We start from the raw sequence: 26,106 nt of genomic DNA, 5'->3' as shown, positions 1-26,106 counted from the left end.
GACATGTTTGTGACGACCGGGGCGGTATCGGTGCCCGGTGCCATCGGCCGGTCATGTGGACGGGGGCGGCGGCCGGCTCAGCGCCGGTCCAGATCGGGGTCCTGGATACCCTGCCGGCGCATTTCCAGCACCGTCGGCGTGATCGCCTCGATGCGGGCATCCACCCGTGCGCGGCCCACATAGTCCAGCGCGGGCTGGCGCTTGAGCGCCTGCAGCTGGATCAACGCCTGCTCCGGCCGGCCGCTGAGGAACGCCGCTTCGGCATAGGCCTCGCTGGCGCGGGTGGTGTCTCCGGCCAGTTCGCTGGCCCGGGCGAAACGGGTCTGGAACACCGGATCATTACCACTTTGCGACAGCAGCGGACGCAGCATCGCCTGCGCGCGCTGCCCGGCCTCGCGCCCGCCCTGCTCATTGAGGATGGCGGCGAAGGTCAACGCCACCGGTCGGCTGCCGGGATGCTGGCGCAGCAGGGCCTCGAAACGGGCGTTGGCCTGGGCCGGCTGGCCGGCGCGGGATTCGGCCTCGCCCAGGGCCAGCGCCACCCAGAGGTTGTCGGGGTGATCGCGCAGCAGGGCCTGCAGGTCGTCGCGGGCCTGGCCGGCGGCGCTGCTGCGCAGCCGGGCCAGGGCCAGCCCATAGCGCTGGGGCTCGGTCAGGCCGTCCTTCTGCGCGCGCTGCAGGTTTTCATATTCCTTCAGCACATCGCCGGGTGTGTCGGCGCTCAGCACCCGCAGCCGCTCGCGGGCCCACTCGAACTGCCCGGTGGCGCCGCGGCTGAGCGTGGTCACCGAGACCTGCATGGACGCCGGCAGCAGCGGATTGTTGCGCCGGACCAGCGGATCGGACAGCGCCGGGTCGGCCGGGTCCACGCGTTCCTCGCGCACGCCGCCGGGTACGGCGGTGGTCAGCAGCACGGTGTCCTTCTTCATCTGCTCGGCGCGGGATTTGGCCTCGCTGATGCGGGTGGTGGTGACCGGATGCGTCTGCAGGAAGTCCGGCACCGAATAGCCGCCGGCGTTGCCCCGCATCGAGGCGGACATGCGTTCGAAGAAGCCGGCCATCGCATCCACGTCGTAGCCACTGCGGGCCAGGGTGCGGATGCCGAGCCGGTCGGCTTCGGATTCATTGGACCGGGTGTAGTTGATCTGCCGCTGCTGCATCAGGCCCATGCCGGAGGTGATCGCCGCCATCGTCGCATCGCCCGAGGAGTTGCCCCCGGCCTGCTGCGCGGCGACCACCGCCGCCAGCATGCCCAGCAGGATCGGAATCTGGTCACGCTGGGCGCGTTCGACCCCACGCAGCACATGCTGCTGGGTGACGTGGGCGATTTCGTGGGACAGCACCGCCGCCACCTCGTCTTCGCGCTCGGCGGTCAGCACCAGCCCGGCATTGACCCCGATGTAGCCGCCCAGCGTGGCAAAGGCATTGATCTGGCGGTCCTTGAGCATGAAGAACGTGTAGGGCTGCCGCGGCTGGGCGCTGTTGGAACCCAGCCGTGCACCCATCGTCTGCAGCCAGTCGTCCACCAGCGGGTCATCGAGCAGATAGCCATAGTTGCGCAGTTCGCGCAGCATCATCCCGCCGTATTCGGCCTGGCGCGCCGGGGTCAGCAGTTCGCCGGCCGAGGAGCCGATGTCCGGCAGCTTGCTGTCCTGGGCCGAGGCCAGTGGCACGGCCAAGGCCAGGGTCAACGCAGCGGAAAGCAGCAGAGGGCGCAAACGAAGCTCCTGGAAGGGTGGGCAGGTACAGCCGGTACAGGGTGGCAGGGGGCCTGCAAATCTATGGTTAATCCACAGTGTTGCGGCGGTGACGTGGAAATTCCAGCGGGCCGCTACCATATACAGACACTCGTTCCGCTGTGGAGTTTCCCGTGAGCCAAGATGTCGCTTCCACCCCGGGTGGCACCCCCGCCATCACCATCTATTCGACCGCGGTCTGTCCCTATTGCGTGGCGGCCAAGAACTTCCTCAAGAGCAAGGGCCGCGACTGGACCGAAGTCCGGATTGACCTGGACCCGGTCGAGCGCGAAAAAATGATGGCCAGGACCCGCCGCACCAGCGTGCCGCAGATCTTCGTCGGCGAGGTCCACGTCGGTGGCTACGACGACATGATGGCGCTGCACCGCGCCGGCAAGCTCGAACCGCTGCTGGCCGGCGAGGGCCAGGCATGAGCGCGGCCGACGACGGCAGCCGGGACCGCATCGCCGAATTCACCGAATTCCGCCAGCGCATGAACCAGCGCATCCTCGGCGAGCCCAACCAGGTCGTGCGGCGCTTCTTCGCGCTGGATACCCAGACCTACCAGGCCGGCGCGCTGGATGTGAAGACCAAGGAGCTGCTCGGTCTGGTCGCCTCGATGGTGCTGCGCTGCGACGACTGCATCAGCTACCACGTGGCCCAGTGCAAGGACGCCGGCGTCACCCGCGAGGAGTTCTTCGAGACCTTCTCGGTCGGTCTGGTGGTCGGCGGCTCCATCGTGATTCCGCACCTGCGCCGCGCGGTGGACTTCCTGGACCAGCTCGAAGGTGGCGCCGCCGCCCCGGCCGTTCACGAACATTGACCGGAACTGTCCGGCCGGCGGTCGGGCGCCACCGGTTGTCTCTCCGCCACCGTACCGGCAGGTGCCAAGCGCAGGCCGGTACGGCCTGCGGTCTTGGACCAAAGGCTGATTTGGGGTCCCCGGGCCGGGTCAGGCATAATTGCGGGTGAAACTTCCCTTGCGCCGGTGCTTTCCGCACCTGCTGGACGGCGCTCCCCCTCGGTTCGGAAACAGATCAAATGACGCAGAAAATCACGGTCATCCGCGGTGACGGCATCGGCCCGGAGATCATGGACGCTACCCTGTTCGTGCTCGGCAAGCTGGACACCGGCTTTGAATACGAAGACGCCGACGCGGGTCTGGTCGCGCTGGAAAAGCACGGCGACCTGATGCCGGCGGCCACGCTGGAATCGATCGCACGCAACAAGATCGCCCTGAAGAGCCCGCTGACCACGCCGGTCGGTGGTGGCTTCACCTCGATCAACGTCAGCCTGCGTCGCCACTTCGACCTGTACGCCAACGTGCGTCCGGCGACCTCGTTCCCGAACACCAAGTCGCGCTTCGGCGACGGCGTGAACCTGATCACCGTCCGTGAGAACACCGAAGGCGCCTACCTGGCCGAAGGCCAGGAAGTCTCGGCCGACGGCGAAACCGCCTTCTCCGGTACCCGCATCACCCGCAAGGGCTCCGAGCGCATCGTGCGCTACGCCTTCGAGCTGGCCCGCAGCACCGGCCGCAAGAAGGTCACCGCCGTGCACAAGGCCAACATCATCAAGTCGACCTCGGGCCTGTTCCTGGCCGTGGCGCGCGAAGTGGCGGCCAAGTACCCGGACATCGAGTTCCAGGAAATGATCGTCGACAACGCCTGCATGCAGCTGGTGATGCGTCCGGAGCAGTTCGACATCATCGTCACCACCAACCTGTTCGGCGACATCATCTCCGACCTGTGCGCCGGCCTCGTCGGCGGGCTGGGGCTGGCCCCGGGCGCCAACATCGGTGAGAACGCGGCGATCTTCGAAGCCGTGCACGGCACCGCCCCGGACATCGCCGGCCAGGGCAAGGCCAATCCGTGCGCGCTGCTGCTCGCCGCCGCGCAGATGCTGGACCACGTCGGCCAGACCGAGAACGCCGAGCGCCTGCGCAAGGCCATCGTGGCCACGCTGGAAGCCAAGGATTCGCTGACCGGCGATCTCGGCGGCACCGGCAACACGATGGGCTTCGCCCAGGCCATCGCCAGCCGCCTGTAAGCGGTCCTGGCATCGCCTGGTACCTCCAGCGGGGCGCCTTCGGGCGCCCCGTTGCGTTTGCGTCGCACGCGGCGCGCAGTGCGACAGGAGCAAGGCAATGGAGTCGGTGTATCTGATCGTGGCCCTCGGCGCGATCGTGGCGGGATTCGTGCAGGGGCTGTCGGGGTTCGCCTTTGGCCTGGTCGCCATGTCGTTCTGGGCATGGACCCTGGATCCGCGTCTGGCGGCGACCCTGTCGGTGTTCGGCGCCCTGGTGGGGCAGGTGCTGGCGGCCTTCACCGTGCGCCGCGGCTTCGAGCTGCAGCGGCTGCTGCCGTTCGTGCTGGGGGGCCTGGCCGGCATTCCGCTCGGCGTGGCCGTGTTGCCGCACCTGGACATGGACTGGTTCAAGGCGCTGCTCGGCGGGCTGCTGGTGATCTGGTGCCCGGCCATGCTGATGGCGCGCGCATTGCCGCGGGTCACCGCCGGCGGTCGGATCGCGGATGCGGCGGTGGGGATGGCCGGTGGCGTGCTGGGTGGCATCGGTGGCTTCACCGGGACGCTGCCGACGCTGTGGTGCACGCTGCGTGGCATGGACAAGGATGCCCAGCGCGCCATTGTCCAGAACTTCAACCTGTCCATGCTGCTGGTGACGATGGGCATCTACCTGGCGACCGGTGTGGTCACCCGGCAGGTGCTGCCCCTGTTCGCGATCGTCGCACCGGCGATGCTGCTGCCCACCCTGTTCGGCGCAAAGCTATACGTCGGCATCAGCGAGGCACGCTTCCGGCAGATCGTGCTGGGCCTGCTCACCGCCTCGGGCGTGGCGCTGCTCGCCTCGTCGGTGCCGGCGCTGCTGGGACGCGCGGGCTGATCAACGAAAAAGGGCGCCCGCAGGCGCCCTTTTTCGTGGTGAGGGTGCGGCGCTCAGCGGCTCTGCAGCTTGGACAGCAGGCGCAGGAACTCCACGTACAGCCACACCAGCGTGACCATCAGGCCGAACGCGCCGTACCACTCCATGTACTTGGGCGCGCGCGCGGCGGCACCGGTTTCGATGAAGTCGAAGTCCAGCACCAGGTTCAGCGCCGCCACCACCACCACGAACAGGCTGAAGGCGATGCCCCAGCCGCTGGCTTCGTGGATGACCGGCACATTGATGTTGAAGAAGCCCAGCACGAACGAGGCCAGGTACAGCAGTGCGATGCCGCCGGTGGCGGCCACGACGCCGAGCTTGAAGTTCTCGGTGACCTTGATCAGGCCGGTGCGGTAGGCCACCAGCAGGGCGAACAGGGTGCCGAAGGTGAGCAGCACGGCCTGGAACACGATGCCCGGGAACTTCATTTCGAACACGGCCGAGATCGCGCCGAGGAAGAAGCCTTCCACCAGTGCGTACAGCGGCGCGGTCACCGGCGACCACGCCTTCTTGAACACCGTGACCAGCGCCAGCACCAGGCCGCCGATCGCGCCGCCGACGGCGTAGATCATCGCGCCCGGCGCGATCTGCCCATCGGCACCAACGGTCTGGCTCCAGGCGAACGCAGCGGTCAGCACGGTGAGCAACAGCAGGATGCCGGTCTTGTTGACCGTGCCATTGATGGTCATCGCCTGGTCGGGTGAGCTCACGACCGAGCCGCTGGCCAGGTCGAGGAAGGTCGACTCGGAAAGGGCGGGATTACCGCTGCGCATTGTCAATCTCCTTGAAAGGGGTACGGTTTGGCCATCCGGCCGCTGTGTCGAGGATAGCCGAAGGAGGGGGAGTCGATGGCGACAGGTGAATCGATGTGTGAAAACCGTTGACAGATGCCTCGCTGATTCCCACAATAGCCGACTCTTTCGGGGGGAACCTCGGAGGGAAACAAAACCGCCGGGGTATAGCGCAGTCTGGTAGCGCGCCTGCTTTGGGAGCAGGATGTCGGGGGTTCGAATCCCTCTACCCCGACCAATCCGCTGCTCAGAACGGGATTGGAAATGCGACAATCCGGATCGAGCGCCCGTAGCTCAACTGGATAGAGCACCGGCCTTCTAAGCCGGCGGTTACAGGTTCGATTCCTGTCGGGCGCGCCATTCGGTGCAAGCGGTAGGAAGCAAAGGTTTCAGTGGTGGCTGTAGCTCAGTTGGTTAGAGTACCGGATTGTGATTCCGGTGGTCGGGGGTTCGAATCCCCTCAGCCACCCCACTGATCAGAACCTGGTTCACCGAAAGTGAATCAGGGTTGCAAAAAAGGGCAGTCACGTTACAATGTGCGCCTGCGTTTTCAGGGCTGTTAGCTCAGTTGGTAGAGCAGTTGACTCTTAATCAATAGGTCCAAGGTTCGAATCCTTGACAGCCCACCAAGACAGAAGCCATCCGGTCCGCCGGGTGGCTTTTTTCTTTGCCGGCACGGTGGTTTTTCTGCCGTTCAAACAAAGTGCTTGCATCCATCGCCAGGATTCCTGCATAATTCGCCTCCCGATTTTCGGGCTGTTAGCTCAGTTGGTAGAGCAGTTGACTCTTAATCAATAGGTCCAAGGTTCGAATCCTTGACAGCCCACCAAGACAGAAGCCGCCTGGTCCGCCAGGCGGCTTTTTTCTTTTCCTGGACCCGGACAGCAGCCCACGCACTGTCTGCAGCAAAGCCCCGCGACTGCGCGGCAGCGTCCGTCCGATGCCCCGATCCGGTCGGCTCTGTCGCCAGCCCCTGCACATCGCGTGGAGCCGGGCGGTGAAACAATGTGGGCATGGACGCGCCTTCACCTACTCCCTCTCCCCGCTGGCTGGGGTCGCGGCGCCAGTGGCTTGAACGGCTGGCCCTGTGGGGCGGGGCGGTCGCGGTCGCGCTGGCGGCGATCCTGTTTGCCAAGGCCAGCGACGCGGCATTCGCCCTGTTCCGGCATATCTACGATGCTTCCCCGTGGTGGCCGCTGCTGCTGACCCCGACGGTGTTCGCCGTGCTGGCGTGGCTCACCCAGGGCGTGCTGCGGCCCACCCGCGGCAGCGGTATCCCGCAGGTGATTGCCGCGCTGGATACGCCCGATGCCGCGTTCCGCCAGCGCAATCTGTCGTTGCCGGTGTCCGTCGGCAAGCTCGGCTTGACCGTGCTGGCCCTGTTCGGTGGTGCGTCGGTGGGGCGCGAAGGGCCAACCGTCCACGTCGGTGCCAGCCTCATGTACGTGATCGGGCGCGCGCTGGGCTTCCGCGATCCGCGCCAGGCCACCCACTTCCTGCTGGCCGGCGGCGCAGCCGGCATCGCCGCCGCGTTCAATACCCCGCTGGCCGGCGTGGTGTTCGCGATCGAGGAGCTGTCCGGGCGTTTTGAGCACCGTTTCTCCGGCGCGTTGCTGACGGCCGTGATCGTCGGCGGCGTGGTCTCGCTCGGGCTGCTGGGCAACTACACCTACTTCGGCCGGGTGGGCGCGACGCTGCCGCTGGGCATCGGCTGGGTGGCGGTCCTGCTGTGCGGTGTGGTCGGTGGCCTGGGCGGCGGTCTGTTCAGTCGCCTGGTGCTGGCGGTGATGGATGGCCGGCCGCGCTGGCTCGGCCGCGCACGCACGGCCCGTCCGGTCCTGTTCGCCGCCGGCTGTGGCCTGCTGCTGGCGCTGCTCGGCCTGGTGTTCGGGGCCGGCGCGTTCGGGACCGGCTACGAACAGGCGCGGGGCCTGGTGCAGGGCCAGGCCCTGGTCGGACATGAGTTCGGGCTGATGAAGTTTGCCGCCAACCTGGTCTCCTACGCTGCCGGCATCCCGGGCGGGCTGTTCTCACCTGCGCTGGCGGTGGGCGCCGGCATCGGCCACAACCTCGCCGCGCTGCTGCCGGGGGTGGACCCGGCGGCGTTGGTGGTGCTGGGCATGTGCGCCTATCTGACCGGCGTGACCCAGGCGCCGCTGACCTCTGCGGTGATCTCGCTGGAGCTCACCAATACCAGCGATCTGCTGCTGCCCATTCTGGCGGCGGTGCTCGTCGCGCGGGCAACCTCGTCGTGGGTATGCCGCACGCCGATCTACCGGGCCCTGGCCGACCGGCTGCAGCAGGCCATGCCGCCACCCACCGCCGCCGCAACGCCGTCGGCGGCCGGTTAAGCAAGGTGATGATCTTCCTGTTTGTGCGTCCGCCTGCAACAATGCACTGCTGAGCGCACGCTCGCGAAAGTGGCGGAATTGGTAGACGCCCTGGATTTAGGTTCCAGTGCCGCAAGGCGTGGGGGTTCGAGTCCCCCCTTTCGCACCAGTGCGGGCCGGTTTGGCCCGCACCCATGACCAAGGGCACGTCCCGGATCCGGGAGACGGCCACATGCTGGGCGTGACGCGCCCTGTGACGTTCCCGGCCCTGTGCTGGCGGCGCTGGCCGTAATCGGCGAAACTACAGGGCTGCGGCGGGCAAGCGCGTTCACGACCCCGCGTCCAAAACCCGTTTCATCCATCACATCGTGCCGGGGCCCATGCCGCCGGTGGCAGGAGTCAACATGCAAGCTTCGATCGAATCCACCGGCAACCTGGAACGCCGCCTGACCTTCTCGCTGCCGGAAGACCGCCTGCAGACCCACATCAGCGGCCGTCTGGGCGAAATCGCCCGTACTGCGCGGATCAAGGGCTTCCGTCCGGGCAAGATCCCGGCCAAGGTGATCGAGCAGCGTTTCGGTCAGCAGGTCCGCAGCGAAGCCGTCGACGGCCTGCTGCGCGAAACCTTCGATGCCGCCCTGCGCGAGCATGAGCTGCGCATTGCCGGCACCCCGCGCATCGACAAGGGCGATGACGGCGAATTCTCCTTCGTGGCCACCGTCGAACTGGTGCCGGACTTCGGCGACGTGGACGTCAGCAAGCTGACCGTGGTGCGTCACACCGCCGAGATCAACGATGCCGACATCGACCAGATGATCCAGAACCTGCGCGAACAGCGCCGCAGCTGGAGCCCGGTCACCCGGGGTGCCCAGGACGGCGACCTGGTCGCGCTGGAAACCTGGTCGCAGGCCGGCGACGAGCGCCTGCCGGCCGAAGGCAGCGAAAAGGGCAGCGTGATCGTGGGCCAGGGCATGATGTTCGAGCAGATCGAACAGGGCCTGGTCGGTCTGGCCAAGGGTGAGGAAAAGACCCTCGACGTCGAGTTCCCGGCCGACTGGCGCGTGCCGGCGCTGGCGGGCAAGCAGGTCAAGGTCACCGTCAAGGCGGTGGACGTGTCCGAACCGGTGCTGCCGGAGGTCGATGCAGACTTCATCAAGAGCTTTGGTGTGAAGGGTGGCGATGTGGAGCAGTTCCGCAAGGACATCCGCGCCAACCTGGAGCGCGAGCTGAAGGGTGCGCTCATGAACCGCCTGCGCCGTGAAGTGGGTGAACAGCTGATCGCTGCCTATGCGTCGGTGGAAATGCCGCCGCGCCTGGTCGAGAACGAAGCCCGCGCCATGCTGGCCCAGCAGATCGAGCAGATCCGCCGCAGCGGCCGCAACCCGGGCGACGTCCCGGCCGATGCCCACGAAGGCTTCAAGGACGCCGCCGCCAAGCGCGTGCTCGTCGGCCTGCTGGTCGGTGAAGTGGCCCGCAGGAACGACCTGCGCCTGGACCCCAAGCGCCTGAATGAAACCATGCGCCTGATCGCCTCGACCTACGAAGAGCCGGAGCAGGTCATTGAGATGTACCGCAACGACCCCCAGCTGATGAGTGGGCTGCAGAACCGCGTGATGGAAGAGCAGGTGATCGACTGGATCGCCGAGCGCGCCCAGCACACCGAGCAGCAGATGTCGTTCCAGGACGCCATCCGTCAGTAAGCGGACGGCGTTTCACGCCCCGCGCTCCGGCGCGGGGTTGTCCCCCCCAAGATAGGTGCCTCACGTAATGGACAACCGAACCAAAGCCCTGAACCTGGTTCCGATGGTGGTCGAGCAGACCAGCCGCGGCGAGCGCGCCTATGACATCTATTCGCGCCTGTTGAAGGAGCGCCTGATCTTCCTCGTGGGCCCGATCGACGATCACATGGCCAACGTGGTGGTGGCGCAGTTGCTGTTCCTGGAGTCGGAGAATCCGGAAAAGGACATCAACATCTACATCAACTCGCCCGGTGGCGTGGTCACCGCCGGCATGGCGATCTACGACACCATGCAGTACATCAAGCCGAATGTGAGCACCACCTGCATCGGCCAGGCGGCCTCGATGGGCGCCCTCCTGCTGGCCGCGGGCGAAGCCGGCAAGCGCTATGCGCTGCCCAATTCGCGCGTGATGATCCACCAGCCGCTGGGCGGCTACCAGGGCCAGGCCACGGATATCGACATCCATGCGCGCGAGATCCTGACGCTGCGTTCGCGCCTGAATGAAATCCTGGCACGGCACACCGGTCAGTCGCTGGAGACCATCGCGCGCGATACCGAACGCGACAACTTCAAGAGCGCGTCCGAGGCGATGGCCTACGGGCTGGTCGACCAGGTGCTGGAACGTCGTCCGGAAGAGTCGATCCAGCCGGCGTGATGACGCCACCAGGCCGGCATTCCGGCTTGTTTCCGCAGGGTCGGGCAGGACTGGCGTCCTCCGGGCCCTGTGTTATTCTCGAATCGAACCCCCGTTCAGCGGGTGGGGTAACTGGGTAAGCGAAGCATGAGCGAAGACCGCCAAGGTCGTTCCACGGACAGCGGCAAGATCCTCTACTGCTCCTTCTGCGGTAAGAGCCAGCATGAGGTGCGCAAGCTGATTGCGGGTCCGAGCGTATTCATCTGCGATGAATGCGTGGAGCTGTGCAACGACATCATCCGTGAGGAGCTGGAGGAGAAGGCGCAGTCGGCACGCAGTTCGCTGCCCAAGCCGCGCGAGATCCTCGAGGTCCTGGACCAGTACGTGATCGGCCAGAACCGCGCCAAGCGCACGCTGGCCGTGGCCGTGTACAACCACTACAAGCGCATCGAGAGCCGCCAGAAGAACGACGACGTCGAGCTGGCGAAGTCGAACATCCTGCTGGTCGGTCCGACCGGTTCGGGTAAGACGCTGCTGGCCGAAACCCTGGCCCGCCTGCTCAACGTGCCGTTCACCATGGCCGACGCCACCACGCTGACCGAAGCCGGTTACGTGGGCGAGGACGTGGAGAACATCATCCAGAAGCTGCTGCAGAAGTGCGACTACGACGTCGAGAAGGCACAGCAGGGCATCGTCTATATCGATGAAATCGACAAGATCTCGCGCAAGAGCGAGAACCCGTCGATTACCCGCGATGTGTCCGGCGAAGGCGTCCAGCAGGCCCTGCTGAAGCTGATCGAAGGCACCGTGGCCAGCGTTCCGCCGCAGGGCGGCCGCAAGCACCCGCAGCAGGAATTCCTGCAGGTGGACACCAAGAACATCCTGTTCATCTGCGGCGGCGCGTTTGCCGGGCTGGACAAGGTGATCCAGCAGCGGTCCAACGATTCGGGCGGCATCGGCTTCGGGGCCAAGGTCAAGAGCGCCGAGCGCAAGCAGGAAGTGGGCAAGGTGCTGGCCGAAGTCGAGCCGGAGGACCTGATCAAGTTCGGCCTGATTCCCGAGTTCGTCGGCCGCCTGCCGGTCGTGGCCACCCTGGAAGAGCTGGACGAAGCGGCCCTGGTGCGGATCCTGACCGAGCCGAAGAACGCCATCACCAAGCAGTTCAAGAAGCTGTTCGAGATGGAACACGTCGAGCTCGAGTTCCGTCCGGACGCCCTGGCTGCCATTGCCCGCAAGGCGCTCAAGCGCAAGACCGGTGCCCGCGGCCTGCGGACGATCGTCGAATCGGTTCTGCTGGACACCATGTACGACCTGCCGTCGGCAGAGAACGTCAGCAAGGTGGTGGTGGACGAATCGGTGATCGAACACAAGTCCGAACCGTACCTGATCTACCAGACGCCGCCGGCGCCTGAACAGAAGGCGGCTGGTGCTGAATAATCAGTTCAAGTAATTGAATTGAAAGAATTTTTTCAGAACAGCTTGCATCTAGAAGCCGATGGCCCCATAACGAGGCCATCGGCTTTTTTTGTATCCGGGCGAGGCCGCCCGGAGGCCATTCCCACTGTTCCACTGGAGCCCACATGGCCCGTTCCCCTACTGAGACTCTCGACCTGCCGGTATTGCCGCTGCGTGACGTGGTGGTGTTCCCGCACATGGTCATTCCGCTGTTCGTCGGCCGCGACAAGTCCATGCATGCGCTGGAGCAGGCGATGGAGGCGGACAAGCGCATCCTGCTGCTCGCGCAGAAGTCGGCCGAGACCGACGACCCGGCTGCGGCCGACCTCTATCAGGTCGGCACGCTGGCCCAGGTGCTGCAGCTGCTGAAACTGCCCGACGGCACCATCAAGGTGCTGGTGGAAGGCCTGTCGCGCGTCAACGTCACCCAGGTCACCGAGCGCGACGGCTCGCTGCATGGCGTGGGCGTGGAAATCGAATCGGACGAATCGCGCGAGCCGCGTGAGATCGAAGCGATCGCCCGTTCGCTGATGTCGCTGTTCGAGCAGTACGTCAAGACCAACCGCAAGCTGCCGCCGGAATTGCTGCAGACCCTGGCCGGCATCGACGAACCGGCGCGTCTGGCCGATACCATCGCCGCGCACATCAGCGTGCGCCTGGCCGACAAGCAGCGCCTGCTGGAGACCCTGCAGATTGGCGACCGCCTGGAAATGCTGGTCGGCCTGGTCGACGGCGAAATCGACGTGCAGCAGATGGAAAAACGCATCCGCGGCCGCGTGAAGTCGCAGATGGAAAAGAGCCAGCGCGAGTACTACCTCAACGAACAGATGAAGGCCATCCAGAAGGAACTGGGTGATCTGGACGACGCGCCGGGCGAACTGGAAGAGCTGGCCCGCAAGATCGCCGAGGCGGGCATGCCCAAGCCGGTGGAGACCAAGGCCAAGGCCGAGCTCAACAAGCTCAAGCAGATGTCGCCGATGTCGGCCGAAGCGGCGGTCGTGCGCAACTACCTGGACTGGCTGCTGGGCGTGCCGTGGAAGAAGCGCACCAAGGTGCGCAAGGACCTCAAGGCCGCGCAGGACACGCTCGATGCCGATCACTTCGGCCTGGACAAGGTCAAGGACCGCATCCTCGAGTACCTCGCCGTGCAGTCGCGGGTGAAGCAGATGAAGGGGCCGATCCTGTGCCTGGTCGGGCCGCCGGGCGTGGGCAAGACCTCGCTGGGCCAGTCCATCGCCAAGGCGACCAACCGCAAGTTCGTGCGCATGAGCCTGGGCGGCGTGCGCGACGAGGCCGAGATCCGCGGCCACCGTCGCACCTATGTCGGCTCGATGCCGGGCCGCATCGTGCAGAACCTCAACAAGGTCGGCAGCAAGAACCCGCTGTTCGTGCTGGACGAGATCGACAAGATGTCGATGGACTTCCGTGGCGATCCGTCGTCGGCGCTGCTGGAAGTGCTCGATCCCGAGCAGAACAACGCGTTCAACGACCACTACCTGGAAGTGGACCTGGACCTGTCCGAAGTGATGTTCGTGGCGACCTCCAATTCGCTCAACATCCCCGGCCCGCTGCTGGACCGCATGGAAGTCATCCGCATCCCCGGCTACACCGAGGATGAGAAGCTCAACATTGCCATGCGCTACCTCGTGCCCAAGCAGCTCAAGGCCAACGGCCTGAAGCCGGAGGAACTGGACATCGGGGCCGACGCCATCCAGGACGTGGTGCGTTACTACACCCGCGAATCGGGCGTGCGCAACCTGGAGCGCGAAGTCGCCAAGATCTGCCGCAAGGTGGTCAAGGAGATCGCACTGGCCGGTCCGGTCGCGGCGGCCAAGCCGGCCAAGGCCGGCAAGAAGGCCGGGGCGAAGAAGAAGGCCCTGGTGTCGGTCACTGGCAAGAACCTGGACAAGTACCTGGGCGTGCGCCGCTTCGACTTCGGCCGTGCCGAGGAACAGAACGAGATCGGCCTGGTGACCGGCCTGGCCTGGACCGAGGTGGGCGGCGACCTGCTGCAGATCGAATCCACCCTCGTCCCGGGCAAGGGCGCGCTGATCCTGACCGGCCAGCTCGGCAACGTGATGAAGGAATCGGCGTCGGCCGCCCTGTCGGTGGTGCGTTCGCGTGCCGAGCGCCTGGGCATCGACGCCGAGTTCCTGCAGAAGCACGACGTGCACGTCCACGTGCCGGACGGTGCCACGCCCAAGGACGGTCCCAGCGCCGGCATCGCGATGGTGACCTCGCTGGTGTCGATGCTGACCAAGGTGCCGATCCGCGCCGAAGTCGCCATGACCGGTGAGATCACCCTGCGCGGCCGTGTGACCGCCATCGGTGGCCTCAAGGAGAAGCTGTTGGCGGCGCTGCGCGGTGGCATCACCACGGTGATCATTCCCGAGGAGAACCGCAAGGATCTGGCGGACATCCCGGCCAACGTCACCCGTGATCTGAAGATCGTGCCGGTGAAGTGGATCGAAGAAGTGCTCGACCTGGCGCTGGAGACACCGCTGACGCCGAAGAAGCCCGGTAAAGATGGGCAGCGCGTCACAGTGCGCGGCAAGAGCAAGACAGCTTCCACGACGCGCGTCAAGCACTGACGCGCCATCTGGAAATCGCCGAAACCCGCGTCGTTATTGGCTTTTCAGCTTGCGTGGGTAGGGGGCGACTGGTATAAAAGCACCACTCGCGAGTCAGCAAAAAACTGAATTCGGCGAACTGAGAACTTCACGGTATCCGACTGCACTGTCGGTCGGATGCTTTACTGTCGAATACGCGGAATCCCCGCCAAAGGAGCTGTAGAGAATGAACAAGACCGAATTGATCGACGCCGTTGCTGAAGCCGCCGACCTGACCAAGGCCGAGTCCAGCCGCGCCGTCGATGCCGTCATCGCTTCCGTCACCAAGGCCCTGAAGGGCGGTGAAGCGGTGACGCTGGTTGGCTTCGGCACGTTCCAGGTCCGTGCGCGCGCTGCCCGTACCGGCCGCAACCCGAAGACCGGCGACACCATCAAGATCGCTGCTTCGAAGAATCCGTCGTTCAAGGCTGGCAAAGCCCTGAAGGATGCCGTAAACTAAGCGGCTTGCTGGGGTGCTTAGCTCAGCGGTAGAGCGTCTCCTTTACACGGAGAGGGTCGGGGGTTCGAAACCCTCAGCACCCACCAAGCACTGCCAGTAACACTGGTTTGAAAGTGGAGCGGTAGTTCAGCTGGTTAGAATGCTGGCCTGTCACGCCGGAGGTCGCGGGTTCGAGTCCCGTCCGCTCCGCCACTACACCGGGCCCCTGAGCAATCGGGGGCCTTGTTTTCTGCAACGGTGCGAGTCGCTGCGGAAAACAGAAGAGTCAAAGCGCGGAGCGGTAGTTCAGCTGGTTAGAATGCTGGCCTGTCACGCCGGAGGTCGCGGGTTCGAGTCCCGTCCGCTCCGCCAGTTGTAAATAAATCCTCGAAAAGCAGTAAATCGGGGTAGGTTTTTCAGAATATCTTCGGATATAATGAGCGCCTGCAAAGTTTCAAGCGCGGAGCGGTAGTTCAGCTGGTTAGAATGCTGGCCTGTCACGCCGGAGGTCGCGGGTTCGAGTCCCGTCCGCTCCGCCAATTCTTGAGGGCCCCTGGTGCAAACCAGGGGCCTTTCTTTTGCGCGTCCGCCGCCGCCGCACGTGTCGTTCCCGCCCGCGCATGGAAAGCCCGCGACTGCAGGCCGCCGCGCCGCTTTTGGAGCCGCGCCCGAAGCGGGTTACACTGCCGGGCTCGCCAATCAGGCCTTGATTCTTCCCATGCTGCAGAAACTTCGCGACAAGACCTCAGGCTGGATCGTCACCGTGATCCTGGGGCTGCTGATGATTCCGTTCCTGTTCGTGATCGACAACAGCTACCTCGGTGGCGTCGGTGCGCAGAACGTGGCCAAGGTGGCGGCGCCGCCAACCTGGTGGAAGTCGGCACCGTCATGGTGGCCGATGTCGTTCCTGTGGCAGCACCACGAGATCAGCTCGCAGGACTTCCGCGTGCGTTTTGAACAGGCCCGCCAGCAGGCGCGTCAGGAGCAGGGCGAGAATTTCGACCCGCGTGAGTTCGAAAGCACCGAGAACAAGCTGGCCGTGCTCGACCAGATGATCGACGAGCAGGTCGTGCGCCTGGCCGGCGAACAGTCCGGCATCGTGATCGGTGACAAGGCCGTGCGCGACTACATCGTGTCGATCCCCGGGTTCATCGGACCGGACGGCAAGTTCAACAACGACCAGTACCGCATCGCACTGGCCAGCAGCAACCCGCCGCGCACCCCGACGCAGTTCGAGGCGCTGGTGCGCGAGAGCATCCAGCAGTCCGTGGTGCCCTCGGCGCTGCAGCTGTCCGGCTTCACCACCCAGGCCGAAGCCGAGCGTCTGATGAAGCTGCTGGGCGAAACGCGTGACGTGGAGATCGCCGCGCTGCCGGAAACGCCGGCCGATACCGCCGAGGTCACCGACGCGCAGATCAAGCAGTGGTACGACGCGCATCTGAAGGACTTCCGCCAGCCGGAGACGGTGGCGCTGGAGTATGTGGAGATCAATGGCGCGAACCTGCCGGCTGCGGCGCCCGCCGATGAGGCCACGCTGCGCAAACGCTATGACGATGAAAAGGCGCGTTTCGCCACGCCCGAACAGCGTCTGGCCTCGCACATCCTGATCGCCGCCGACGGCAGCGACCCGGCCAAGCTCAAGGTCGCCGAAGAGAAGGCAACGCGCATTGCCGCCGAGGCCAAGGCGCCGGGTGCCGATTTCGCCGCGCTGGCCAATGCCAACTCCGAAGATCCGGGCTCCAAGGGCACCGGCGGTGATCTGGGCTGGGTCGAGCGTGGTGCGATGGTCAAGCCGTTCGAAGACGCGCTGTTCGCGATGAAGGTCGGTGACGTGACCGGGCCGGTCAAGACCGACTTCGGTTACCACGTGCTGAAGCTGCGCGAACTCAAGGGCGGCGAGGGCCGTGCATTTGAGGAGGTGCGCGACCAGTTGGCCGCCGAACAGCTCAAGGCCGACAACGACCGTGCGTTCACTGAGCTGAGCGGCCGCCTGGTGGATCTGGTCTACAAGAACCCGACCTCGCTGGAAGGCGCGGCCAAGGAGATCGGTCTGCCGGTGCAGACCCTGGGCCCGTTCAACCGCGCCACCGCCAGCGGCATCGCCACCAACCCGGCCGTGCTGCGCGCTGCATTCTCCGACGTGCTGACGCAGGACGGCACGGTCAGCGACCCGATCGAGCTGGAACCGAACCACAGCGTGATGATCCGCGTCACCGAGCACACCCCCGAGCAGGCATTGCCGCTGGACAAGGCGCGTGAGCAGGTGATCGCGGCGATCCATGCCGACCGTACCCGCCAGGCGTCGGAAAAGGCCGTGGATGCTCTGTTGGCCAAGCTCAAGGCCGGACAGACCCTGCAGGCGCTGCAGGCCAGCGAGCAGCTGCAGATCAGCCCGCTGCCGGGCCTGCCGCGCACGCAGCCGGTACCGACCCCGGAAATCAACCGCGCGGTGTTCTCTGCGGCGCAGCCGGCGGAAGGCAAGCCGACCTACGGCAAGGTCGAGGTGCAGGGGCGTTACCTGGTGTTCGCGGTGAACAAGGTCACCCCGGGCAACGTGGCTGAGGTCACGCCGGAGCAGCAGCAGCAGCTCAAGCAGCAGCTGAGCCAGATCGACGGCATGGCCGCGGCCAAGGCCTACATCCAGGCCATGCGCAAGCACTACAAGGTGCAGACCGAAGAAGCGAACCTGTAACCGACCCCGGTTCCAGGGACAGCAGAAAGCCCGGCATCGCCGGGCTTTCTGCGTTGTGCGCCTGACAAAAAAAAGCCCGGCATGGCCGGGCTTCTGACAGGGTATCGACCGGGCGGGTGGCTCAGTCTTCGACGCGAAGCACCGCGCCAGGTTTGAGTACGCTGCTGCCGGACAAGCCGTTGAGCGACAGCAGCGCCTTGAGCGGCATGCCGTAGCGGCGCGCGATGGTCCACGCCGACTCGCCGTCGCGCACGGTGTGGCGGCGGCTGCGCGGGCGATCGGCGCTGGCCACCGTGCGGCTGGTGGCCGGAGCGGGTGCGTTGCGGGGGCTGGTCGCCTCTACCGGGGAGGCCGGGGCACTGGCCACGGCGGCGACACTGGCACTGGCGTCCACGGGCGCGTGCGTGGTCGGGGCCAGCACGGTCACCTGCCCGGACGGGCGGCCCTTGCCGCTTGCCAGGGCCGGGTTGAGGCGTGCGATGCGTGCCGGGTCCAGCGAGCGCTGGGCGGCCCACTGCTGCACGCTGGTACCCGCGGGCAGGGTGTGACCTTTGAGCACCGGCACGGTCCGGTCCAGCGAGGCCATCACTGCCGGCTCGGTCTCGGCGTCTTCAAGCACGCAGGCCAGGGCATGCAGCTTCTCGACGTAGGCATAGGTGATCGGCGACAGACCCGGCAGCTCGGCCGGCCGCGCATTCTGCGCGTTCATGCCGGCCTTGCGCAGCGACTGCAGCACCCGGTACTCGCCGGCGTTGTAGGCCATTGTGGCCAGGCGCCAGTCGCCGCCGAACATGCCGTGCAGCGTCTTGAGGTACCGCACCGCCGCCTGGGTCGAGTCCACCGCCGACAGGCGGCCGTCGTAGCCCGGCGTCATCTGCACGCGGTGGTTCCTGGCGGTGGTGGCGATGAACTGCCACAGGCCCGTCGGCCCACTGCCGTTGCGGGCGTTGGGGCGGTAGCCACTCTCCACGAACGGGATCAGCGCGAATTCGGTCGGCAGGTCGGCCTTGCGCAGCTCTTCGACCACATAGCCGAACAGCACCAGGGCGTCATCATCCTGGTTGGCCAGGCGGGACGGGGCGTGGGCGAACTGCTTCTGCCAGCGCGGGCTGGTGGCCTCGGTATTGCAGGTCGGCTCGGCCAGGCCCTCACGGAAGCTGGCGAAGATCTCCTGGCCATTGCGCACCGACGGCGGCGGCAGGGCGGACGGGTCCAGTGGCAGCGAGGACAGCCCTGCGACGTTCTGCGACATGCCGGCGGTCAACGACTGGGCGCCCGCGCTGCCGGCCACGGCGATCGCCAGGCCAAGCGCGAGCGGCAACAATCGCCGACTCACGTACTGAATCCGTCTTTCCAGCGCCGCAGACCGGCGACCACGTCGACGTCATCGGTGACGGGACGACCCAGATGGGCGCTGACGGCCTGCTGGATCACGGCAGTATGGGTACGCAGGAACGGATTGCACTGGAGCTCGCTTGCCAGGGTTACCGGCAGCGTGGGGCGGTCATCGCGGCGCATGGCCAAAGCCTCCTCATGGCGCTGCGACAACGCAGCGTTGGTGGGGTCGACATGCCGCGCGAAGACGGCATTTGACACGGTGTACTCGTGGGCGCAACAGACCAGCAGTTGCGACGGCAGGGACGCCAGCTTGTGCAGGGATGCCAGAAGCTGGGACGGCGTACCTTCGAACATGCGCCCACAGCCCAGGCTGAACAGCGCATCGCCACTGAAAAGGTGTTCAGCGGTGTGAAACGCGATGTGGCTCCGGGTGTGCCCGGGCACGGATACTACGTGCAAGCCCAGCCCCAATGCCTGAATGCATTCACCTTCGGCGACCCGATGGGCAGGCAGGTCGATGCGCGGTTCCACCGGCGCATACACCTCCACCCCCGGGAAACGGGCCTGCAGTTCGGCCACGCCGCCGATGTGGTCGTCGTGGTGATGGGTGAGCAGGATGGCCTCCGGACGCCAGTTCTGCTGCGTTGCGGCGGCCAGCACGGGCGCGGCCTGGCCGGGGTCGATGATCAACGCACGGCCGTCGTCGGCGACCAGCGTCCAGATGTAATTGTCCGCGAAGGCGGGCAGGGCGGTCAGTCGCATAGAATTGGACCATGCCCGCCGCGCCGCGCCCCCGTCAAGCGACAGTCGCATCCTGGTTTGATACTGAACCGGCGCAGGCGTTGCGCCGTCTCGAGTTCGAGCGCCTGCATCCGCTGCTGTCCGTGCACCCGGTGACCCCGTGGCTGTGGATCGCCCCGACCCCTGCATGGCTGGAGCAGGCCACACTGCCTGGACGCGGCCTGCGCCTGTACCGCGACGCAGGGGGCTATGCCGGCGACGCCCGCTGCGGCCTGCCGCTGCCGCTGCCCGGCGAAAGCGTCAACGCCATCGTCCTGCAGCATGTGACCGCGCGCGACGCCGAGCACCTGATCGACGAGTGCGCGCGCGTGCTGATGCCCGGCGGCCGCCTGTGGCTGTCCACCCTCAATCCGTTCAGCCCGTGGGGCAGCCAATGGCGCCGGCACGGCCTGGTGGTGCGCTCGCCGCAGCGCCTGCGCCATACCCTGGCCCAGGCGGGGCTCACCTGCGAGGAACTGCGCTACCTCGGCCCGATGTGGCGCGACCGCGCGCCCGAGCGCAGCAGCCTGGCGCCACTGCGCGCGGCCTGTCTGTTCACTGCTGAAAAACGCACCCTGGCCCTGCCGGGGCCAACGCCACTGCCGGTACGCCGTTGGCACGGCACCGTGGCGACCTGATCTGGACTGCAATGAAAACAATTGAAATACACACCGACGGCTCCTGCCTTGGCAATCCCGGCCCCGGCGGCTGGGCGGCGCTGCTGCGCTACAACGCGCACGAGCGCGAGCTGAGCGGCGGTGAAGCGCACACCACCAACAACCGGATGGAGCTGATGGCAGCCATTTCCGGACTCGAGGCGCTGACCGAGCCTTGCAACATCGTGCTGTTTACCGACTCCCAGTACGTGCGCCAGGGCCTGACCCAGTGGATGCCGGGCTGGATCCGCAAGAACTGGAAGACCGCCGGTGGTGATCCGGTCAAGAACCGCGAACTGTGGGAGCGCCTGCACGCGGCCACCCTGCGCCACACCATCGACTGGCGCTGGGTGAAGGGGCATTCCGGCGACCCGGACAACGAGCGCGTGGACCAGCTCGCCCGCGACGCGGCCATGCGGATCCGCGCCACTGGACCGGTACACTGAGCCCATGCGTCAGATCATCCTGGATACCGAAACCACCGGCCTGGAGTGGAAGAAGGGCAACCGCGTCGTCGAAATCGGCTGCGTGGAATACCTCGAGCGCCGACCCAGCGGCAACCACTTCCACCGTTACCTCAAGCCCGACTGCGAGTTCGAACCCGGCGCGCAGGAAGTCACCGGCCTGACCCTGGAGTTTCTCGCCGACAAACCCACGTTCGCCGAGGTGGCCGAGGAATTCCTGGCCTTCATCGACGGCGCCGAGCTGATCATCCACAACGCGGCGTTCGATCTGGGCTTCCTGGACAACGAGCTGTCGCTGCTGGGTGACCAGTACGGTCGGATCACCGACCGCTGTTCGGTCATCGATACGCTGAAAATGGCCCGCGAGCGATTCCCGGGCCAGCGCAACTCGCTGGATGCGCTGTGCAAGCGGCTGGGCGTGGACAACGCGCACCGCCAGCTGCACGGCGGCCTGCTCGATGCCCAGATCCTGGGCGATGTGTATATCGCGCTGACGTCGGGCCAGGAGGAGATCGGCTTCGGGTCGGTCGATGAGGGCCGGCCGGGCACGGCGCACGCCCAGGTCTTCGACACCTCGCGCCTGCTGCCGCGCCCGCGCGTGGTCGTCACCGCCTCGGAGCTGGAGGCCCATGAGGCGCGTCTGGCCAAACTGCGCAAGAAGGCCGGTCGTGCCATCTGGGACGGCGAGCCGGAGATGGCGGAAGCCGCCAGCGCCTGAATCGCGCCGGGCGCGCGGGAGCGTCTGCAGCCCCCGGGCGGCCGACCCGCGGTCGGCGCTGCCCGGGGCGGGGCGGCGTCAGTGGCAGCGCACCAGGATGACGGTGATGTTGTCCGAGCCGCCGCCATCCAGTGCAGCGGCCACCAGGGTATCCACGCATTCCTGCGCGCTGGCGTCGTCGAAGGCGAGGGTGCGGGCGATCCCCTGGTCTTCCACTTCCTCGGTCAGGCCGTCGCTGCACAGCAGCAGCTGCATGCCCGGGCGCAGCTCGCCGGTGGTGGTGGCCACGTTCAGGTGCGCCGGGTCGGTCACGCCGAGCGCCTGGGTCACCACGTTGCGGTGCGGGTGCGCGCGCGCCTGCTCGGCGGTCAGATTGCCCTGGCTGACCATTTCCTGGACGACGCTGTGATCCTGGCTCAACTGCGCCAGCGTGCCATCGCGCCACAGGTAGGCGCGGCTGTCGCCGACCCACGCCACTTCATAGCGATTGCCCTGCACGCGCGCGGCAACCACGGTGGTGCCCATCGGCAGGCTGTCGTTGCGGCGGCGCGAGGTGCGGATGATCTCCTCATCGGCCACGCGGATGGCCTGGGCGAGGGTGGCGCCGCGGCGTATCTCGCGCACGATGGTCTCTCGGGCGAGGGCGCTGGCGACTTCGCCGCAGGCGTGGCCGCCCATGCCGTCAGCCACCAGCCACAGGGACAGCTCTCCATCGCCGTAGTAGGTGTCCTCGTTGAGGTCACGGCGCAGGCCGGGGTGGGTCAGGTGTCCGAATTCGATCATGGCGGTGCGAAGGCCGGGGATTGTTGCGGGGATGAACGGCATGATCGCGGCCCGCCGGACATCCGGCAAGGCATCCATACAGAAGAAATTCACTTCATTGCACGCAATGACTTGTCGCCGGCGCGTCCTGCCCGTATCATTCGCTCCCCGGTTCGCCGGGACCATCTGGAGAGGTGGCAGAGCGGTTGAATGTACCTGACTCGAAATCAGGCAGGCGTTTATAGCGCCTCGGGGGTTCGAATCCCCCCCTCTCCGCCAGATCAATGAAGAAGCCGCCCACTGGGCGGCTTTTTTATTGGTCTGACGGGGAGCCGGGTTGATCGCACACCCGCTGGGGTTCGACGGATTCGCCAGGAGCGAATCCGGCCAGCCGAAAGGCTGGCCCTGGAGCGCATGGCGCGGAAGGGCGGGGCGCACGGATGCGCCCCGCAATCCCCCCCTCTCCGCCAGATCAATGAAGAAGCCGCCCACTGGGCGGCTTTTTTATTGGCAATCCGGTAGAGCCGACCGTTGGTCGGCTGCGCTCCGTTCCGGCGGCGGACGCCCCGCGCGGCGCGGTCCGTTAAACTGACCGCCTCACGTAACGGATGCCCCACCATGACCGCTGAAATCCTCGTTCCCGTGTCCTTCGGCGAGCTGCTCGACAAGATTTCCATCCTGCAGATCAAGTCCGAGCGCATCAGCGATCCGGCCAAGCTGGCCAATATCCGCGCCGAGTTGAGCGCGCTGGAACAGACCTGGATGGCGCATCCGGCTGCGGTCAAGGATGTCGCGCGCCTGCGCGCCGAGCTGAAGGCCGTCAACGAGCGCCTGTGGGATACCGAAGACGACATCCGCCTGCAGGACAAGGCCCAGGCCTTCGACGAGCGCTTCATCGAGCTGGCCCGCACGGTCTACCTGCAGAACGACGCGCGCGCCCGGATCAAGAAAGACATCAATCTCGCGCTGGGCTCGGCCTACGTCGAAGAGAAGTCGTACAAGGACTACGCTGCGGGCGCATGAGCGGCGACGGTGCCGGGCAGCGCCCGGCCCTACCGGTCGGCAACATACCGTTCGAATGCCGCAATGCCGTCCTCGACGGTGATCAGCTGCATCACGTCGTCGAACTCCACCTTGGCGCCCCACTTCAGTTCGCTGGCCGGCTTGCCGAGGAACTTCCGCGCGGCATCGTCGTAGCGGTCCACACAGTAGCGGCGGTCCGAGTAGGGCCCGCTGCGATGGGGGTTGCTGGCCGCATGCAGGCCCAGCACCTTGGCGCCCATTGCGTTGGCGATGTGCATCGGCCCGGAGTCGGGCGTCATCACCAGGTTGGCGCGGGCAAGCAGCGCGGGGAGCTGCTTGAGCGTGTCCTTGCCGACCAGGTCGAGTGCCGGGGTCTGCAGCTGGGCCTGGATGGCATCGGTCATGTCCCGCTCCAGCGTGCTGCGCCCACCGCACAGCACCACCCGCCAGCCGCGAGCAGTGGCATGGTTGGCCACGGCCGCGTAGCGATCGGCATACCAGTTGCGGCGCACATGGCTGGAGCAGGGCGAGATGATCAGCACCGGCCGGCCGTCATCCTCCCACTGCGCCTGCGCCCATTCGAACGCCGCAGGCGGTACCGCCAGGTCCCAGCTCACCGTGTCCTGCACCAGGCCCAGCGGCTCGCAGAAGCTGCCGATCGCGTCCAGTACATGGATACCGGGGCGGTCGGGAATGCGTTCATTGATGAAAAGCCCGTGAAGATCCTTGGAGCGGGCGCGGTCGTAGCCGATCCGGCGCTGCGCCGGCACAAAGGCCGACAGCACGTTGGCGCGGAACGCCACCTGCATCTGCAGCAGCGCCTCGAAGCGGCCGGGCGGCAGGCTCGCGCGCAGCGCGCGCATCCCGGCCAGCCCGGTCTTTTTGTCGTAGGGGTGGAACACCACGCCGGGCAATCCGTCCAGCAGCTTGTGGCCAGCCTTGTCGATGATCCAGTGCAGGGTCTGGCCCGGTCGGGCGCGCTGCAGGGTGCGGACGAGGGGGACCACATGGGTCACGTCCCCGAGTGCGGACAAACGCAAAAGGCACAAGGAAGAGGACGCTGATGGCATGGTGTTGTTAGACTCGAAGGAATGGTCGCATTCGACGCCACTGAAGCGCTGACGCCCTGCCGCGATGGACGCGGGATGGGTGCCATTCTGTTCGACCGCGAGCGGCTGCGGCAAGCCGAGATGAGCCTGTTCTCGCCGGCGCACTGGGGCGAGCGTGCGCGCCCGGTCGGTGATGGGGGCCGCGGCGGCGCCTGGTTCGTCGATGCGCCGTTCGGCCATAGCGTGCTCCGCCAGTACCTGCGCGGTGGCGTGGCGGCCAGATTCAGTCGTGACCAGTATTTCTGGCGGGGCGCCAACCACACCCGAAGTTTCGCCGAATTCCGCCTGATGCGCGCGCTGCGCGCGCAGAAGCTGCCGGTGCCGCGTCCGATCGCCGCGTTCTACATGCGCGAGGGGCTGCGGTACCGCGCGGCCATCCTGATGGAACGCCTGGAAGGCGTGCGCTCGCTGGCCGACCGTGCCCTGGTGGCGGGCCGTGGCGCGCCCTGGGAGGAGACCGGCCGGCTGATCGCCCGGTTCCACCGCGCCGGTCTGGACCATGCCGACCTCAACGCGCACAACATCCTGTTCGACGCCAACGGCCACGGCTGGCTGATCGATTTCGACCGCGGCGTGCAGCGCATTCCCGCCACCCGCTGGCGCGAGCGCAATCTCAAGCGGCTGCTGCGCTCGCTGATCAAGCTGCGCGGCGAACGCAGCCACGACGACGTGGAAAAAGACTATGCACGGCTGCGCCGTGCCTACGACCTGGCCTGGAACCGGGGTTACTGATGGACTGGGCGCTGCGTTTCATGGGGGTCGGCAATGCGTCGGCCGTCGAACTGGGGTCGCCGATGGCGGTGATCGAGCGCGCCGGACGGCCGTGGCTGACCATCGACTGCGGCGGCGAGGGGCTCACCGCCTTCCAGGCCCACTACGGACACATGCCGCAGGCGTTGTTCGTGACCCATGTGCATCTGGACCACGTGGCCGGGTTCGAGCGCCTGTTCGTGGATGCGTTCTTCTCGCCGCAGCGCCGCGGGCGCATCCGCCTGTACGTGCCGGCCCCGGTAGTGCCGCTGTTGCATCGGCGGGTCGCCGACTACCCCAACGTGCTGGCCGAGGGCGGTGCCAACTTCTGGGATGCGTTCCAGTTGATCGTGGTCGGTGACGCGTTCTGGCACGACGGCGTGCGCATGGAAGTGTTCCCGGTGCGCCACCACTGGCCGGAAACCGCCTACGGCCTGCGCCTGAAGGGTGCCCTGACCTGGAGCGGAGATACCCGGCCGATCCCGGAAATGCTCGCGCGCTTTGCCGACGACAACGAACTGATCGCCCACGACTGCGGCCTGCACGGCAATCCGTCGCACACCGGTGTGGATGACCTGGAGCGCGAGTACAGCCGCGCGCTGCAGGCGCGGATGATGCTGTACCACTACGCCAGCCACGCCGATGGCGAGGCCCTGCGCCAGCGTGGCCATCGCGTCGCGCTGCCCGGCGAGTGCGTGGTGCTGGCCACGCCGACTGCCGCGAACGTGGTCGCGCAGGACCCCTGAGCATGGCGGCCGGCCGGGTGCCCAGCGCGCTGGCCGATCATCTGGAGGCGCTGGAGCGCGCGCTGCACGACCTGGTCGTGCGTGGTGACCGGGCGCGCCTGACGGCACTGCTGGATGACGACTTCGCCGAAATAGGGAGTTCCGGCGGTTGTTTCGACCGCGCCACCGCGTTGGCGGAACTGCCGGCCGAACGGGCGCAGGTCGAGATCCTCGCCGAGGACATCAGCGTCCTGCTGCTCGACGCGCACGTTGCGCAGGTGCGCTATCGCAGCGCCTACGTGATCAATGGCGAGCGCCAACGCACGGTGCTGCGCAGTTCGCTGCGGCGGTTGCGCGCAGGCGCGTGGCGGATGGTGTTCCACCAGGGCACGCCGGTACCGGACCCCTGAAAAGG

At 66.5% G+C, this 26,106-nt stretch carries 24 protein-coding genes and 11 tRNA genes; 29 read left to right on the top strand and 6 right to left on the bottom strand.

Features of this window, described 5'->3' with window-relative positions:
- Window positions 1-77 precede the first annotated feature (77 nt).
- Window positions 78-1,718 (bottom strand): M48 family metalloprotease, encoded by a 1,641-nt coding sequence (locus GDJ08_RS07290; RefSeq protein ID WP_136005563.1) that lies wholly within the window; start codon window positions 1,716-1,718, stop codon window positions 78-80.
- A 152-nt stretch (window positions 1,719-1,870) separates the two neighbouring features.
- On the opposite strand from GDJ08_RS07290, the gene grxC reads away from it, so the two are divergent.
- From grxC to GDJ08_RS07270, 4 genes are all read left to right on the top strand, one after another.
- On the top strand, window positions 1,871-2,170 hold the full coding sequence (gene grxC / locus GDJ08_RS07285; protein ID WP_017357319.1) for a glutaredoxin 3: 300 nt from the start codon (window positions 1,871-1,873) through the stop codon (window positions 2,168-2,170).
- Window positions 2,167-2,559: a carboxymuconolactone decarboxylase family protein gene (locus GDJ08_RS07280; RefSeq protein ID WP_017357320.1), complete on the top strand. Its 393-nt coding sequence runs from the start codon at window positions 2,167-2,169 to the stop codon at window positions 2,557-2,559. The genes grxC and GDJ08_RS07280 overlap by 4 nt, the downstream gene beginning before the upstream one ends.
- A gap of 218 nt (window positions 2,560-2,777) precedes the next feature.
- Complete coding sequence (locus tag GDJ08_RS07275; RefSeq protein WP_136005567.1) at window positions 2,778-3,785, top strand: isocitrate dehydrogenase; 1,008 nt, start codon at window positions 2,778-2,780, stop codon at window positions 3,783-3,785.
- A 97-nt stretch (window positions 3,786-3,882) separates the two neighbouring features.
- Window positions 3,883-4,638, top strand: coding sequence for a sulfite exporter TauE/SafE family protein (locus tag GDJ08_RS07270; protein WP_153164570.1), 756 nt, complete (start codon window positions 3,883-3,885; stop codon window positions 4,636-4,638).
- 53 nt (window positions 4,639-4,691) lie between these two features.
- Here the strand turns inward: GDJ08_RS07270 and GDJ08_RS07265 are convergent, their stop codons facing one another.
- Window positions 4,692-5,450, bottom strand: a complete 759-nt coding sequence (locus GDJ08_RS07265; RefSeq protein WP_017357323.1) for a Bax inhibitor-1/YccA family protein — start codon at window positions 5,448-5,450, stop codon at window positions 4,692-4,694.
- 179 nt (window positions 5,451-5,629) lie between these two features.
- Between GDJ08_RS07265 and GDJ08_RS07260 the strand changes: the two genes are divergently transcribed.
- The 17 genes from GDJ08_RS07260 to GDJ08_RS07180 all read left to right on the top strand — a co-directional run bounded on the left by GDJ08_RS07260 (window position 5,630) and on the right by GDJ08_RS07180 (window position 17,366).
- Window positions 5,630-5,706, top strand: a tRNA-Pro gene (locus GDJ08_RS07260).
- Window positions 5,707-5,751: 45 nt separating this feature from the next.
- Window positions 5,752-5,828: transfer RNA gene (locus tag GDJ08_RS07255), tRNA-Arg, on the top strand.
- A 35-nt stretch (window positions 5,829-5,863) separates the two neighbouring features.
- Window positions 5,864-5,940 (top strand) — tRNA-His (locus GDJ08_RS07250).
- An 81-nt stretch (window positions 5,941-6,021) separates the two neighbouring features.
- Window positions 6,022-6,097, top strand: a tRNA-Lys gene (locus GDJ08_RS07245).
- Window positions 6,098-6,221: 124 nt separating this feature from the next.
- Window positions 6,222-6,297: transfer RNA gene (locus GDJ08_RS07240), tRNA-Lys, on the top strand.
- Window positions 6,298-6,481: 184 nt separating this feature from the next.
- Window positions 6,482-7,819: a chloride channel protein gene (locus GDJ08_RS07235; RefSeq protein WP_153164569.1), complete on the top strand. Its 1,338-nt coding sequence runs from the start codon at window positions 6,482-6,484 to the stop codon at window positions 7,817-7,819.
- A gap of 63 nt (window positions 7,820-7,882) precedes the next feature.
- Window positions 7,883-7,967 (top strand) — tRNA-Leu (locus GDJ08_RS07230).
- Window positions 7,968-8,202: 235 nt separating this feature from the next.
- Window positions 8,203-9,498 carry a trigger factor gene (gene tig / locus GDJ08_RS07225; RefSeq protein ID WP_153164568.1) on the top strand — a complete coding sequence of 432 codons (1,296 nt, stop codon included), beginning with the start codon at window positions 8,203-8,205 and terminating at the stop codon, window positions 9,496-9,498.
- A gap of 67 nt (window positions 9,499-9,565) precedes the next feature.
- Window positions 9,566-10,192, top strand: a complete 627-nt coding sequence (clpP, locus tag GDJ08_RS07220) for an ATP-dependent Clp endopeptidase proteolytic subunit ClpP (protein ID WP_017356989.1) — start codon at window positions 9,566-9,568, stop codon at window positions 10,190-10,192.
- 126 nt (window positions 10,193-10,318) lie between these two features.
- Window positions 10,319-11,608, top strand: coding sequence for an ATP-dependent Clp protease ATP-binding subunit ClpX (gene clpX, locus GDJ08_RS07215; RefSeq protein WP_017356990.1), 1,290 nt, complete (start codon window positions 10,319-10,321; stop codon window positions 11,606-11,608).
- A gap of 143 nt (window positions 11,609-11,751) precedes the next feature.
- Entirely contained in the window at window positions 11,752-14,217 is a 2,466-nt protein-coding gene (gene lon, locus GDJ08_RS07210; protein ID WP_017356991.1) for an endopeptidase La, read from the top strand.
- A gap of 205 nt (window positions 14,218-14,422) precedes the next feature.
- On the top strand, window positions 14,423-14,695 hold the full coding sequence (locus GDJ08_RS07205; protein ID WP_017356992.1) for an HU family DNA-binding protein: 273 nt from the start codon (window positions 14,423-14,425) through the stop codon (window positions 14,693-14,695).
- 11 nt (window positions 14,696-14,706) lie between these two features.
- A tRNA-Val gene (locus GDJ08_RS07200) sits at window positions 14,707-14,781 on the top strand.
- 29 nt (window positions 14,782-14,810) lie between these two features.
- Window positions 14,811-14,887: transfer RNA gene (locus tag GDJ08_RS07195), tRNA-Asp, on the top strand.
- 82 nt (window positions 14,888-14,969) lie between these two features.
- A tRNA-Asp gene (locus GDJ08_RS07190) sits at window positions 14,970-15,046 on the top strand.
- 90 nt (window positions 15,047-15,136) lie between these two features.
- Window positions 15,137-15,213 (top strand) — tRNA-Asp (locus GDJ08_RS07185).
- Between the two features lie 179 nt (window positions 15,214-15,392).
- Window positions 15,393-17,366: a peptidyl-prolyl cis-trans isomerase gene (locus GDJ08_RS07180; protein WP_153164567.1), complete on the top strand. Its 1,974-nt coding sequence runs from the start codon at window positions 15,393-15,395 to the stop codon at window positions 17,364-17,366.
- Window positions 17,367-17,487: 121 nt separating this feature from the next.
- Here the strand turns inward: GDJ08_RS07180 and GDJ08_RS07175 are convergent, their stop codons facing one another.
- Both GDJ08_RS07175 and gloB read right to left on the bottom strand, forming a co-directional pair.
- Entirely contained in the window at window positions 17,488-18,702 is a 1,215-nt protein-coding gene (locus tag GDJ08_RS07175; protein WP_153164566.1) for a lytic transglycosylase domain-containing protein, read from the bottom strand.
- Complete coding sequence (gloB, locus tag GDJ08_RS07170) at window positions 18,699-19,466, bottom strand: hydroxyacylglutathione hydrolase (protein ID WP_153164565.1); 768 nt, start codon at window positions 19,464-19,466, stop codon at window positions 18,699-18,701. The genes GDJ08_RS07175 and gloB overlap by 4 nt, the downstream gene beginning before the upstream one ends.
- A gap of 11 nt (window positions 19,467-19,477) precedes the next feature.
- Between gloB and GDJ08_RS07165 the strand changes: the two genes are divergently transcribed.
- The 3 genes from GDJ08_RS07165 to dnaQ are packed head-to-tail and all read left to right on the top strand — an operon-like array spanning window position 19,478 to window position 21,322.
- On the top strand, window positions 19,478-20,122 hold the full coding sequence (locus tag GDJ08_RS07165) for a class I SAM-dependent methyltransferase (protein ID WP_153164564.1): 645 nt from the start codon (window positions 19,478-19,480) through the stop codon (window positions 20,120-20,122).
- A gap of 11 nt (window positions 20,123-20,133) precedes the next feature.
- Window positions 20,134-20,586, top strand: a complete 453-nt coding sequence (gene rnhA / locus GDJ08_RS07160; protein ID WP_017355630.1) for a ribonuclease HI — start codon at window positions 20,134-20,136, stop codon at window positions 20,584-20,586.
- A 4-nt stretch (window positions 20,587-20,590) separates the two neighbouring features.
- Window positions 20,591-21,322 (top strand): DNA polymerase III subunit epsilon, encoded by a 732-nt coding sequence (gene dnaQ, locus GDJ08_RS07155; protein ID WP_153164563.1) that lies wholly within the window; start codon window positions 20,591-20,593, stop codon window positions 21,320-21,322.
- A gap of 78 nt (window positions 21,323-21,400) precedes the next feature.
- Here dnaQ and GDJ08_RS07150 read toward each other — a convergent pair whose 3' ends face one another.
- Window positions 21,401-22,105 carry a PP2C family protein-serine/threonine phosphatase gene (locus GDJ08_RS07150; protein WP_026070711.1) on the bottom strand — a complete coding sequence of 235 codons (705 nt, stop codon included), beginning with the start codon at window positions 22,103-22,105 and terminating at the stop codon, window positions 21,401-21,403.
- A 167-nt stretch (window positions 22,106-22,272) separates the two neighbouring features.
- Between GDJ08_RS07150 and GDJ08_RS07145 the strand changes: the two genes are divergently transcribed.
- Together GDJ08_RS07145 and GDJ08_RS07140 are read left to right on the top strand one after the other, a co-directional pair.
- Window positions 22,273-22,363: transfer RNA gene (locus GDJ08_RS07145), tRNA-Ser, on the top strand.
- Window positions 22,364-22,702: 339 nt separating this feature from the next.
- A complete protein-coding gene (locus GDJ08_RS07140; protein ID WP_017355633.1) occupies window positions 22,703-23,107 on the top strand; it encodes a DUF6165 family protein in 405 nt (134 codons plus the stop codon).
- 29 nt (window positions 23,108-23,136) lie between these two features.
- Here the strand turns inward: GDJ08_RS07140 and GDJ08_RS07135 are convergent, their stop codons facing one another.
- Window positions 23,137-24,177: a glycosyltransferase family 9 protein gene (locus GDJ08_RS07135; protein ID WP_017355634.1), complete on the bottom strand. Its 1,041-nt coding sequence runs from the start codon at window positions 24,175-24,177 to the stop codon at window positions 23,137-23,139.
- A 21-nt stretch (window positions 24,178-24,198) separates the two neighbouring features.
- Here GDJ08_RS07135 and GDJ08_RS07130 point away from each other — a divergent pair, with 21 nt between their 5' ends.
- The 3 genes from GDJ08_RS07130 to GDJ08_RS07120 are packed head-to-tail and all read left to right on the top strand — an operon-like array spanning window position 24,199 to window position 26,101.
- A complete protein-coding gene (locus GDJ08_RS07130) occupies window positions 24,199-24,948 on the top strand; it encodes a 3-deoxy-D-manno-octulosonic acid kinase (protein WP_017355635.1) in 750 nt (249 codons plus the stop codon).
- Complete coding sequence (locus GDJ08_RS07125) at window positions 24,948-25,712, top strand: MBL fold metallo-hydrolase (RefSeq protein ID WP_017355636.1); 765 nt, start codon at window positions 24,948-24,950, stop codon at window positions 25,710-25,712. The genes GDJ08_RS07130 and GDJ08_RS07125 overlap by 1 nt, the downstream gene beginning before the upstream one ends.
- Window positions 25,713-25,714: 2 nt before the next feature.
- Window positions 25,715-26,101: a nuclear transport factor 2 family protein gene (locus GDJ08_RS07120; protein WP_153164562.1), complete on the top strand. Its 387-nt coding sequence runs from the start codon at window positions 25,715-25,717 to the stop codon at window positions 26,099-26,101.
- The last annotated feature ends 5 nt before the right edge of the window (window positions 26,102-26,106 follow it).

This window comes from Stenotrophomonas nematodicola (assembly GCF_009467805.1).
Taxonomy (GTDB): domain Bacteria; phylum Pseudomonadota; class Gammaproteobacteria; order Xanthomonadales; family Xanthomonadaceae; genus Stenotrophomonas; species Stenotrophomonas nematodicola.
Note: the sequence above shows the minus strand (reverse complement) of the source record. Positions and strands in the feature narration are given on the sequence as shown.